Annotated in this window: 11 protein-coding genes; 8 read left to right on the top strand and 3 right to left on the bottom strand. The window is 31.3% G+C overall.

Going from position 1 to position 12256, the window contains the following annotated elements; genetic code table 11:
* The first annotated feature begins 67 nt into the window (after positions 1-67).
* From rnpA to JEY78_RS05490, 6 genes are all read left to right on the top strand, one after another.
* Positions 68-454 (top strand): ribonuclease P protein component, encoded by a 387-nt coding sequence (rnpA, locus tag JEY78_RS05515; protein WP_291847745.1) that lies wholly within the window; start codon positions 68-70, stop codon positions 452-454.
* Positions 441-2075 (top strand): S41 family peptidase, encoded by a 1635-nt coding sequence (locus JEY78_RS05510; protein ID WP_291847742.1) that lies wholly within the window; start codon positions 441-443, stop codon positions 2073-2075. The genes rnpA and JEY78_RS05510 overlap by 14 nt, the downstream gene beginning before the upstream one ends.
* A 72-nt stretch (positions 2076-2147) precedes the next feature.
* Positions 2148-3836: a hypothetical protein gene (locus JEY78_RS05505; protein ID WP_291847737.1), complete on the top strand. Its 1689-nt coding sequence runs from the start codon at positions 2148-2150 to the stop codon at positions 3834-3836.
* Between the two features lie 8 nt (positions 3837-3844).
* Entirely contained in the window at positions 3845-4441 is a 597-nt protein-coding gene (locus JEY78_RS05500) for a sugar transferase (protein WP_291847734.1), read from the top strand.
* Positions 4442-4455: 14 nt separating this feature from the next.
* On the top strand, positions 4456-5727 hold the full coding sequence (gene purD, locus JEY78_RS05495) for a phosphoribosylamine--glycine ligase (RefSeq protein ID WP_291847731.1): 1272 nt from the start codon (positions 4456-4458) through the stop codon (positions 5725-5727).
* A 213-nt stretch (positions 5728-5940) separates the two neighbouring features.
* The gene (locus JEY78_RS05490; protein ID WP_291847728.1) at positions 5941-6774 is read left to right on the top strand and encodes a glycosyltransferase; all 834 of its coding nucleotides are present in this window, start codon (positions 5941-5943) and stop codon (positions 6772-6774) included.
* Here JEY78_RS05490 and JEY78_RS05485 read toward each other — a convergent pair.
* Both JEY78_RS05485 and JEY78_RS05480 read right to left on the bottom strand, forming a co-directional pair.
* On the bottom strand, positions 6736-7791 hold the full coding sequence (locus JEY78_RS05485) for an ATP-binding protein (protein WP_291847725.1): 1056 nt from the start codon (positions 7789-7791) through the stop codon (positions 6736-6738). The two genes, JEY78_RS05490 and JEY78_RS05485, sit on opposite strands and share 39 nt — an antisense overlap.
* Entirely contained in the window at positions 7781-8479 is a 699-nt protein-coding gene (locus tag JEY78_RS05480; RefSeq protein WP_291847722.1) for a response regulator transcription factor, read from the bottom strand. The genes JEY78_RS05485 and JEY78_RS05480 overlap by 11 nt, the downstream gene beginning before the upstream one ends.
* Before the next feature lie 217 nt (positions 8480-8696).
* Here JEY78_RS05480 and JEY78_RS05475 point away from each other — a divergent pair, with 217 nt between their 5' ends.
* A complete protein-coding gene (locus tag JEY78_RS05475) occupies positions 8697-9488 on the top strand; it encodes a T9SS type A sorting domain-containing protein (RefSeq protein WP_291847718.1) in 792 nt (263 codons plus the stop codon).
* A 22-nt stretch (positions 9489-9510) separates the two neighbouring features.
* Entirely contained in the window at positions 9511-10227 is a 717-nt protein-coding gene (locus JEY78_RS05470; RefSeq protein WP_291847715.1) for a 3'-5' exonuclease, read from the top strand.
* 19 nt (positions 10228-10246) lie between these two features.
* Here the strand turns inward: JEY78_RS05470 and JEY78_RS05465 are convergent, their stop codons facing one another.
* A complete protein-coding gene (locus JEY78_RS05465; RefSeq protein WP_291847712.1) occupies positions 10247-12112 on the bottom strand; it encodes an ABC-F family ATP-binding cassette domain-containing protein in 1866 nt (621 codons plus the stop codon).
* Positions 12113-12256: the final 144 nt, after the last annotated feature.

The following is a 12256-nucleotide window of genomic DNA, read 5'->3' as shown; positions in this document are numbered from 1 at the left end:
AATTTACTAATTTAAAGTCTTTAAGAATTTGATTTTTTAAAATCTTTTATTCCTTACATTTGTGATAATGAGATATACCTTAGGAAAAGATGAAAAACTGAAAGGCAGAAAACTAATTGAGCTATTGTTTTCTGAAGGAAAACGTGTAAAATCGTTTCCTATTCAATTGATTTATATTAAAAATAATAGAGAAACAGCGGCGGCCATAAAAGCCGGGTTTTCAGTTCCAAAAAGAAATATTAAGCTAGCCGTAAATAGAAATAGAATTAAAAGAATGTTGCGGGAAGTGTATAGATTAAACAAATATAAATTTTTAGATAATTTAAAAGAACCGTACGTTTTTATGTTTATTTATATGGCAAAAGAAGAGCTTAATTATACCGAATTAGAACAAACGTTTCATAAAGTGTGCGATAAGTTTTTAACTAAAATTAAGGAAGATGAGCAGGCTTAAAAAATGGATAATAGGTGTTTTTGTAGTGGTTTCAATTTCAATTTCCGTGGGTTTTCAGTCAGGATTTTTTGAAATTGCCAAGCAAATTGATATTTATACCACAGTATTTAAAGAGTTAAATATGCTGTATATAGATGAGGTGAATCCGGCAGAATTAACCCACAAGTCTATCAATCATATGCTGCAAAGTTTAGATCCGTATACCGTTTATTTTGACGAACAAGGAATTGAAGATGCACGAATAGCCGCCACAGGAGAATATGGAGGTATTGGTACATTGGTAGATTTTAAAGAGCATACATTGTTGGTGAAAGAACTGTTAAAAGATTCTCCAGCGGAAAGCGCTGGGATAAAACCAGGTGATAAAATTTTAAAAATTGATGCTATTTTAGTGAAGGATTTTGATGAAAAAGGTGCATCAACCTTATTAAATGGCTTGCCAAACACAAAGGTTACCTTGTTGTTAGAACGTCAAAACAAAACTTTTGAAGTAACCGTTACCAGAAAAAAAGTGGATGTAAGTCCGGTTCCATATTATACCATGTTAAATGATGAAGTGGGGTATATTTCTTTTATTCAATTTACAGAAAGTGCTGCTGCAGAAGTTAAAAAAGCATTTCTTGATTTAAAAGATCAAGGAATGAAAAAATTAATAATAGATGTGCGAAGCAATCCGGGAGGCTTGTTGAATGAAGCCGTTAAAATTACGAATTTCTTTATTCCAAAAGATAAAGTGGTAGTCACTACCAAAGGTAAAATTGAAAAATTCAGCGAAACGTTTAAAACAAAAGAAGAACCGCTAGATTTAGAAATGCCAATTTCAATTTTAATTGATGGTAAATCTGCATCGGCTTCAGAAATTTTAGCAGGTTCTTTACAAGATTACGATAGAGCAATAATTGTTGGAGAGCGTTCTTTTGGTAAAGGCTTGGTGCAACAGTACAGAGAACTTTCGTATGGTACACAAATGAAATTAACCATTTCTAAATATTACACCCCAAGCGGAAGATGTATTCAAGAGTTGGATTATACAAACAGAGACGACCAAGGGAATGTTCCAAAATTTTCAGATAAAGGAAGAGAACAGTATAAAACATCCATAGGTAGAATTGTATATGGTGGTGGTGGTATTTTACCCGATGTTAATTTTAAAAAACCAGCAACCACAAAAACTACGGAAACACTGTTAAAATCCGATGCGCTGTTTAATTATGTAACTACTTATTTTTATGCGCATAAAACTATTGAGGAGCCTTCAAAATTTAATGTGTCAGCCAATGAATATGCTAATTTAAGAGTTTATTTAGCTACAAATCAACAGTTTTTTGAAACTGAAACCGAGGCGGAATTTAAAAAGGCCAATAAGAAAGCATTGTCAGAAAATTTACAAGGAAGTTTGTCTAAATCATATGCAGAAGTTTTAGCAACTATTCAGGCTGAAAAATTAAAAGAGTTAGATAAAAACAAAGAAGAAATTATTGAAAAATTAACGGAGGAAATAGTAAAACGCTATTATTTTGTTGAAGGAGTGTATCAGCAAAAAGCACAATTTGATCCCGTAATTTCTAAAGCGGTAGGATTATTAAATAGTTCAGAATATCAAAAAATATTAAAAAAATAACAGGTTTCTAAAAATTAGTAAATAAGCAATTCAACAGATAAATTGTATCTTTACATCCCAAAAAATAAATTTATGCAACAATCAAAAATAAAAGGCAGAACCCGAGCACAGGAATCCTCAAGCGCTATTGAACGTTTATATATTTCAATGCGTCATTTATTTAGCAGAGGTTTTTACAAACCAATGGGTATTTCAGGTGATGCGCTGCGACAAGCATTGTTATTATTGCGTCCTGAAATTTATGGATCTATTGCAGAAGAAAAATTAGAATTAAACGGGTTAATATATGTGCTAGAAAGGTTGCCAATTGGTATTGAAGAATGCCGTTTTATTAACCTAACAGCAGATGAAGGCTATTCAAATTCACATTTTAAACCAATTATTCCGCCAAAAAGAAGAAGAAATTGCTATAGAATAGATAAAGATCAAATGAATATTGAAGTTACCAGAGGAAGATCTGAAATTTATGATATTTTAACGCATCTTACTTTTTTGTTTATTGAATCTCATAAAATTGCTGAAAAAGTACTTATTGAAGAAGAAGCGGACACTGTTAGAGAATGGAAAAAGTTAGAAGAAGTAGTGCTTCATAATAAAAAACTATCTAGAAACGAGTGTGACATTTTAGTAGCGCACGTTGCGGGTATTATTGGTAGAACATTTGAAGAAACTCAGAAAGTCCATAATATTTTAGGTGAAAAAAATAATCCAGATCGTTTTTTCCAAATTATTTATTGGTTAGGCTCTTTAGCTATTAGTGAAATTGTTGACAATTCTAAAAGAGCTATTTCATTTAGTCCAATTTTACGTGAGCGAATTGGACACCATATTTATGGAGAAATTTGGGCAAACAATATTAAGGAAGTTTTAATTGAAAAAAAATTAGAAGAACGTCCAATTCATATAATTAGTGCAAATATGCACAGCGTTATGAACTCTATTTATGCACCTGTTGTGCTTCCAAAACAAATTACCGATAACAATCCTATTTCTTTATATGTACTATTAAGCAAAGAAGAAAATGAAGATTTACGAAAACAGGTGACTGAATATGCGTTAAAAAACGGAATGACATTTATTCCAGATACTTCAGGAACTAACATTGATGTTCAAATTATTGATACTGAAAAAATAGATATTTCAAAAACGCAATACGTTATTGAAAATAGCTTAGAACATAAAGAAAAGCCTGTAATTATTGTGATGGATTACGCCTTTGGTGAGCAAGCTTATGAAACTATGGACGAATTGTTAAAGCCTTTTAAATGTAAAGGAGGTAAAAAGTACCATTTAAATGTTGATTCTATTTCTATCATGGGAAAAGCAGGAATTTTAGAAGGAGGAAAAGGTGATATTATGATTCCAACATCGCATATTTTTGAAGGAACAGCAGATAATTATCCATTTAAAAATCAGTTAAAGAAAAAAATGTTTGAAGGTTGTGGTGTTGATGTGTATGCAGGTTCTATGGTGACTGTTTTAGGAACATCGCTTCAAAATAAGGATATTTTAAAGTTCTTTTATGATTCTACCTGGAGTGTAACAGGTTTAGAAATGGAAGGTGCGCATTACCAAAAAGCCATTCAGGCAGCTTCAAAAATTAGAGGAAATATTTCAAGCAAAGTGAAAGTGAGGTATGCATATTACGCATCGGATAATCCATTAGAAACCGGAAGCACATTAGCCTCAGGAGGTTTAGGCACAACAGGAGTATTGCCAACATATGTGATTACTCAAAAAATATTGGAACAAATATTTTAATTGATAGATTGAACAAAAAAAGGTACATAATTCCCAAAAGAGTTTTTGATAGTATTTTTTCTAGCATCATTATAATCACAGTTTTAAGTTGGTTAACACCGCTTGTAGCTATCATTATTTTTTTTGAAACGGGCGAAAGAGCTTTTTTTACACAACAGAGAGTAGGTAAAAATGGGAGCGCTTTTAACATTTTTAAGTTTAAAAGTATGCGTGGTAAATCACCCGTAAATGATCCTCTTTTATCAAAAGATGAAGCAGCTAGAATAACTAAATTTGGGTATTTTCTAAGAAAATATAGAATAGATGAATTCCCACAGTTTTTTAATGTTTTAAGAGGTGATATGAGCGTTGTTGGCCCAAGACCGGAACGGCAATTATTTTTAGATGAAATTATAGCACATGTACCAAAATATAAAGAAATTCAAAAATTAAAACCGGGAATTACATCCATAGGTCAAGTAAAATATGGATATGCAGATAATTTAGATCAAATGTTAAAACGTGCTCGATACGATTTAATTTATTTAGACAATTTATCTTTATTCACCGATTTTAAAGTAATTTTAAGCACTATAAAAGTAGTCCTTGAAGGAAAAGGACGATAAATTAAAGAAACAACATGAACGTATTAATTATTGGATCAGGAGGAAGAGAGCATGCATTTGCTTGGAAAATTGCACAAAGTAATTTATTAACCAAATTATTTATTGCCCCTGGAAATGCAGGAACTAAAGATGTTGGAACAAACTTAGATATAGATCCAACAAATTTTGAAGTAGTAAAAAAGCACGTTTTAGAAAATAACATTAAACTAGTAGTAGTGGGGCCGGAAGATCCATTAGTGAAAGGGATTCACGATTTCTTTTTAAATGACCCTGAATTAAAAAGCATTGCCGTAATTGGACCTCAAAAATACGCTGCACAATTAGAAGGAAGTAAAGAGTTTGCCAAAGAATTTATGGTACGTCATAACATTCCAACGGCAGCTTATGAAAGTTTTACTGCTGAAAATTTAGAAGCGGGTTATTCATTTTTAGAAACCTTAAAACCACCATATGTTTTAAAAGCCGATGGTTTGGCGGCAGGAAAAGGTGTTTTAATTTTACACGATTTACAAGAAGCTAAAGATGAATTGAAAGAAATGTTAGCCAATAAAAAGTTTGGTGCAGCAAGTTCTAAAGTAGTTATTGAAGAATTTTTAGATGGAATTGAGTTAAGCTGTTTTATTTTAACCGATGGAAAAAGCTATGTAAACTTACCAAATGCCAAAGATTACAAACGTATTGGAGAAGGAGATAAAGGGTTAAATACAGGAGGAATGGGAGCAGTATCTCCAGTACCTTTTGCAAATGATGCGTTCATGAAAAAAATTGAAGACCGCGTTATAAAACCAACAGTTGATGGTTTGATGAAAGATAATATTCCATACAAAGGTTTTATTTTCTTTGGAATTATAAAAGTGGATAACGAACCAAAAGTGATTGAATACAATTGCAGAATGGGCGATCCAGAAACTGAAGTAGTAATTCCAAGAGTTAAAAGTGATTTTTTGGAATTGTTAATTGCAGCCGGAAACAATGAATTGCACACAAAAACTATTGAATTAAAAGAAGAAAGTGCTTGTACCGTTGTGTTAGTTTCTGGTGGATATCCTGAGGCTTATGAAAAAGGAAAAGAAATTCACGGGATGAATGATATTGAAAATTCTATTGTTTTTCACGCAGGAACAACTACAAATAATGAAGCTGTTGTTTCAAATGGCGGAAGAGTTTTAGCCGTAACGTCTTATGGTGAAGACTTTAAAAAAGCTTTAAATCAATCGTACGAAAGCATTGATAAAATTTGCTTTGAAAAAATGAATTTTAGAAAAGATATTGGTTTTGACCTTTAAAAAAAAATTCTTGTTGCTCCGTTAAATTGGGGTTTAGGACACGCAACTCGTTGTATTCCTATTATAAAAGCCTTAATTGAAGCTAATTTTGAACCAATTTTAGCAAGTGATGGCAATGCATTGTTATTGCTTCAAAAAGAATTTCCATTATTAAAAAGTTACACACTTCCAAGTTATCATATTAAGTACACAAAAAGCAGTAAATATTTAAAATTGAAGCTGCTTTTAAGTGTGCCTGCTATTTTAAATGCCTTTAAAAAGGAACAAAAAGTAGTTGCTGAAATTATGAAGGAAGAACAAATTTCTGGCATCATTTCCGATAACAGATTTGGGGTGTATCATTCTAATATTCCAACTGTTTATATTTCGCATCAGTTAACTGTGCTTTCTGGAACAACCACTTTTATCACCTCAAAAATTCATCAAAAATTCATCAAAAAATTTACGGAATGTTGGGTGCCTGATAGTGAAAGTGAACAAAACCTTTCCGGTAAATTAGGACATTTAAGTAGAAGCTCTCTAAACATTAAATACATTGGAGCGCTCAGCCGATTTAAAAAGCAGGAAACAGCTTTAAAATACCATTTAATGGTGTTGCTTTCGGGTCCCGAACCGCAAAGAACGTTGTTGGAAAATAAATTATTGTTTGAATTAAAACAATTTAAAGGAACCGTTTTATTTGTTCGGGGTGTTATTTCCGAAGAACAATTAATAAATGCTCCTCAAAATTTTAAAATAGTGAATTATTTTTTATCAAATGACTTAGAAATTGCTTTAAACCAAAGCAAAGTTATTATTTCAAGATCGGGCTATTCAACAATGATGGATTTATCGGCAGTAGGGAAAAAAGCTTTTTTTATTCCAACTCCTGGGCAATTTGAACAAGAATATTTGGCAGAAATTTGCGAGGAAAAAGGTATTGCTCCGTTTTCAAATCAAAATGATTTTAGACTTGATCACTTAAAAAAAACAGCTTCATTTACAGGATTTCAAGCATCAGCAACAACACTAGATTTCAGGCTTTTCCAACTTTTCCATGGTAAATGAAAACTCAGAACCTTTCCCAAATTCACTTTTCAAGGTAATTTTTTCGTTATGCGCTTCAATAATATGTTTTACAATTGAAAGTCCTAAGCCAGAACCTCCTTGTTCGCGTGATCGACTTTGGTCAACTCTATAAAAACGTTCAAACAAACGTGCTTGATGTTCTTTTTTAATACCTTCACCATTGTCAGCAATTTTTATTGAAATCTTTCCTTTTTTATGTTGTGTGACAGTAACTACTGTGGTTCCGTCAATTTTTCCGTACTTAATAGAGTTTACTAACAAGTTGGTAAGCACTTGCTCAATGCGTTCAACATCGCCAATAACCATGATAGGAAATTTATAGGGTTTGTTAAAAATAAGCGAGATATTTCTCTTTTTCGCTTTCATTTCTAACAATTCAAAAACATCTTGTATTAAGTTAATAATGTTAAATGGTTGTTTATTTAAATTTAAATCGGCAGCTTCTAATTTTGAAATTAAATCGAGATCTTTTACAATAGCAATTAACCGTTCTACCCCTTTATTGGCTCTGTTTAAATATTTAGGACCTATTTTTTTATCGTTCATAGCGCCATCTGCTAGAGTTAACAAATATCCCTGAACGGTAAAAAGAGGCGTTTTTAATTCGTGAGAAATATTTCCTAAAAATTCTCTTCGATAACTTTCTCTTAAGTTTAATTTTTTAATTTGCTGTTGCTTGTTTTCGGCAAATTTTTCAACTTCACGAGAAAGCGTTGCTAAATCTGAAGTAATGGAGGTTTTATTAAAATCCGACTTATCTAAAATTGAAACGCTATCGTATATTTTTTTAATACGTTGATATATGAATTTCTCTAAGCGGAATTGTGTAATTATAAATGTAAAGCTAAAAACTATGACAATAAATAGCAACATATAAGTGAAGCTAAATACAGTATCTAAAACAAAGTACACCGATAAAAAGAGGGTAATCGTTGTAATTAAAGTAATGTATAACGATGTAAAAAAAGCAAAAGAATATGTTTTTTTAATCTTCATCTATTACAAATTTATAGCCAACGCCTTTGACGGTTTTAAAGTTATTGTCTCCTATTTTTTCACGTAATTTTCTAATATGAACATCTATAGTTCTGCCTCCAACCACCACTTCATTGCCCCAAACGCTATCTAAAATATCTTCACGTTTAAAAACTTTGCCAGGTTTTGAAGCCAATAATGAAAATAACTCAAATTCTTTACGTGGTAAAGATAGTTTTTCTCCGTCTTTAATAATTACGTATTCTTCTCTGTCTATAATAATTTCACCAACACTAACCTGATCAGAAGAAGTTATTGCTTCAAATTCTGTAACGCGGCGTAATAATGCTTTAATTTTACTCACCAAAACTTTTGGTTTTATTGGTTTTGTAATGTAATCATCTGCGCCAACATCAAACCCTGCAACTTGCGAATAATCTTCTCCACGCGCCGTAAAAAAGGTGATTAGAACGTTTTCCAACTCTTTGGTTGCTCTAATTTTTTCACAAGCTTCAATGCCATCCATTTCAGGCATCATAATGTCTAAAATAATTAAATGAGGTATCTCTTTTTTAGCAACTTTTATAGCTTCAATACCATTTTTCGCAGTGAAAATTTTGTAGCCTTCACTTTTTAAATTGTAGCCAACAATTTCTAAAATATCTGGTTCATCGTCCACCAATAAAATTTTAATCTCTGAGTTTTTCATCGTATGAATAAATAATTACTTTCAAAAGTAATCATAAAATGTTATTTCAGTGCAAATTGAAATGAAGTTATTAAAAGTATAACAATTGCATAACATTAAAGATACGGTTTGTTAATATTTTTAAGCGGTTTGTTAAATTATGTAAAATTTTTCCCGAAGATTTTTTTAATAAATCCCATTTTTAATTATTTTTGGGTAATTGCTTAAAATATAATCTATGAAAAAGAATTACTTATTATGCATGGCATGCGCCATGTCTTCCTTTTTTTATGCACAAACTATTTTTATTAATGAAATCCATTATGCTAATGCAGGAGCAGACGTAAATGAAGGTATAGAAATTGCAGGCCCTGCAGGAACGGATTTATCCGGTTATGAGGTTAGATTATATAACAGTAGTGGAGATTATTATGAGTCAATTTTAAATCTTTACGGAATAATTCCAAATCAGCAAAACAATTTAGGAACACTTTGGTTTGATAAAGCAGGCATACAAAATGGGCCTTCAGATGGTTTCGTATTAATAGATGCTAGTGGAAACTTAGTGCAATTTTTAAGTTATCAGGGTACAGTTTTAGCAGAGGAAGGAGTTGCTAATGGTTTGACTTCAGTTGATATTGGCGTTTCAGAAAGTGACGCAACTACTCCAGATAATTATTCACTGCAACTTATTGGAACTGGAAAGACATATTTAGATTTTACGTGGTCAGGTCCAATTGCAGCTACCCCAGGGTTGCCTAACACCAGCCAGACATTGCCAATTGTTGAAAATACCATAGAGAATTTTAAAATGTACCCAAACCCTGTGGTAAATGGAGAATTTTCAATATCTTCCAACAGTAAATTGGATGCTAATGTTGAGATTAACACGTTGTTAGGAGAACAAGTGTATAAGAAAAATGTAAAAGCCACTGAAAACATTAAAATTTCCAACTTAAAAAATGGAGTGTATATTTTGAAAGTAGAGCAAGAAGGTAAACGTGCCATAAAAAAAATAATCATCCAGTAATTATTGCTGTAATTGAAAAGCTATGAATTTAAAATTAGATTTTGAAAACATTTTATTTTTAGATATTGAAACAGTTCCAGAGGAAAAGGATTTTTCAAATTTATCAGAAGATGTTCAGGAGTTATTTGCCTTAAAAACACAATACCAACGAAAAGAAGATTTTTCAGCGGAAGAATTTTACGAACGCGCTGGCATTTGGGCTGAATTTGGAAAAATTGTATGTATTTCTGTAGGTTATTTTACCAATTTTAAATCGGAAAACAGAAATTTTAGAGTCACTTCTTTTTTTGGAGATGAAGTGCAGCTTTTAAAAGATTTTAAGAGTTTACTTGAAAAACATTTTAATAAACCACCACACGTATTATGCGCACATAACGGAAAAGAATTTGATTTCCCTTTTATTGCGCGCCGTATGATTATTCATCAAATTGCTTTACCAGAAAAGTTAAATTTATTTGGTAAAAAACCATGGGAAATTCCTCATTTAGACACCATGGAATTATGGAAGTTTGGCGATTATAAACATTTTACATCGCTAAAACTATTAACATCTATTTTAGGCATTCCTTCCCCAAAAGATGATATTTCAGGAAGTGAAGTTGCTTCGGTGTATTATGAACAAAATAACATTCAACGCATTGTAACTTATTGCGAAAAAGATACCATTGCCATTGCTCAATTATTATTGCGTTTTAACAATGAACCTTTAATAAATGACAAGAGCATTGTACATGTTTAAAAATTTTTGAGACCTAAAACTAATCTTCTAATTTAGATGATAGTTCAAACCAGCGCTCTTCTTTTTGATCAATTTGAATGCTTATTTCCTGAAGTTTAATAGATAATTCATTTATTTGATCTCCAGAAAGCGTAGTATCTAAGAATTTTGTTTCAATAGCGCTTTTTTGTTGATTTAATTTTTTAATAACATCTTCAATAGCGTCATATTCTGTTTTTTCTTTGTACGATAATTTTGCTTTTGTTGTTGATTTTTCTCGTGATTCGGTATTTTTTTCAACAATTTCTATGGCTTCTTCTTTCGGTTTAGAATCTTCATAAGTTCTAAAATCGGAATAATTTCCAGGAAAATCTTCTACTTCAGCATCGCCTCTAAAAATAAATAAATGATCTACAATTTTATCCATAAAATAACGGTCGTGAGATACTACTAATAAACATCCAGGAAAATCTAATAAAAAGTTTTCCAACACATTAAGTGTCATAATATCTAAATCGTTTGTTGGCTCATCTAAAATTAAAAAATTAGGATTTTGTATTAAAACAGTACATAAATACAAGCGTTTACGTTCGCCACCACTTAATTTTTCAACAAAATCATATTGTCTTTTTCTACTAAATAAAAAGCGCTCTAATAATTGGGCTGCCGATATTTTTCTACCTTTTGTAAGCGGAATATACTCCCCAAATTCTTTAATAACTTCAATAACTTTTTGTCCAGGTTTAATAACAATTCCATCTTGGGTATAGTAGCCAAATTTTATGGTATCTCCAATAATAACTTTACCAGCATCAACAGGGATTTGCTGGGTTATAATATTTAAAAAACTTGATTTGCCAGTTCCATTTTTACCAATAATTCCAATGCGTTCTCCACGTAAAAAATTGTAATCAAACTTATTTAATATTTGTAAATCTCCAAAAGATTTTGAGATGTTGTGCAATTCTAAAATTTTAGAACCCATGCGTTCCATATCTATTTCTAGTTGAACAACATGGTCATTTCTGCGTTGCGAAGCCGCTTCTTTAATTACATAAAAATCATCAATTCTACTTTTAGATTTTGTGGTTCTGGCTTTTGGTTGTCTACGCATCCATTCCAACTCTTTTTTAAATAAGTTTTTAGCTTTATCAACCGTCGCTTGCTCTATTTCAATACGCTCTTCTTTTTTTTGTAAATAATTGGAGTAATTTCCTTTGTACGTATAAAACCCGCCATTATCTAATTCCACAATTTCATTACAAACACGTTCTAAAAAGTAACGGTCATGCGTTACCATAAAAAGTGTAATTTTTTCTTTTTCAAAATAACTTTCTAACCATTCAATCATTTCTAAATCTAAATGGTTTGTCGGTTCATCTAAAATCAGTAAATCGGGTTTGTGAATTAAAATAATAGCTAAAGCCAAACGTTTGCGTTGTCCACCAGAGAGCGCACCTACTTTTTGCGATAAGTCGTCTAATTTTAATTTAAAAAGAATTTGTTTGTATTGGGTTTCAAAATCCCAGGCATTTAAACGTTCCATTTTTTCAAAAGCTTTTTGATAGGCTTTTTCATCTTCAGGATTGTTCAGTGCGTGTTCATATTCCTCAATAACTTTTAAAGTTTCGTTATCCGAGTCAAAAATGGTTTCTTCAACAGTTAAAGCATCATTTAAAACATCTTCTTGCGATAAATATTCAATTTTCAGTCCTTTTCTACTCACTACTTGTCCCGTATCAGAACTTTCTAAACCGGCAATAATATTCAATAATGTAGATTTTCCAGTCCCATTTTTAGCAATAAAAGCTATTTTTTGATCTTTATTAATACCAAATGAAATATTGCTAAATAGCTCTAGTTCACCAAATGATTTTGATATATTTTCAATAGATAAGTAATTCATTCAAGGATTATTTTAGCGCAAAACTACACAAAATAAATACGAATATTACAATTAAAATATTTTGGGCGTTTCCCTTTGGGTCGGGCTTTCATTACTCACTTTTTAAAAATTTTACTAAAATTTTTAAAAGAGTTCAAACAAACC

The sequence above is a fragment of the Lutibacter sp. genome, assembly GCF_016342705.1.
In the GTDB taxonomy this organism is placed as follows: Bacteria; Bacteroidota; Bacteroidia; order Flavobacteriales; family Flavobacteriaceae; genus Lutibacter.
This window is presented reverse-complemented; position numbering and strand designations above follow the sequence as displayed.

Coding starts and splice junctions, on each gene's coding strand:
- JEY78_RS05485 (WP_291847725.1), bottom strand. CDS start 7,791: ATGAAGATTAAAAAAACATATTCTTTTGCTTTTTTTACATCGTTATAC.
- rnpA (WP_291847745.1), top strand. CDS start 68: ATGAGATATACCTTAGGAAAAGATGAAAAACTGAAAGGCAGAAAACTA.
- JEY78_RS05470 (WP_291847715.1), top strand. CDS start 9,511: ATGAATTTAAAATTAGATTTTGAAAACATTTTATTTTTAGATATTGAA.
- purD (WP_291847731.1), top strand. CDS start 4,456: ATGAACGTATTAATTATTGGATCAGGAGGAAGAGAGCATGCATTTGCT.
- JEY78_RS05510 (WP_291847742.1), top strand. CDS start 441: ATGAGCAGGCTTAAAAAATGGATAATAGGTGTTTTTGTAGTGGTTTCA.
- JEY78_RS05475 (WP_291847718.1), top strand. CDS start 8,697: ATGAAAAAGAATTACTTATTATGCATGGCATGCGCCATGTCTTCCTTT.
- JEY78_RS05465 (WP_291847712.1), bottom strand. CDS start 12,112: ATGAATTACTTATCTATTGAAAATATATCAAAATCATTTGGTGAACTA.
- JEY78_RS05480 (WP_291847722.1), bottom strand. CDS start 8,479: ATGAAAAACTCAGAGATTAAAATTTTATTGGTGGACGATGAACCAGAT.
- JEY78_RS05505 (WP_291847737.1), top strand. CDS start 2,148: ATGCAACAATCAAAAATAAAAGGCAGAACCCGAGCACAGGAATCCTCA.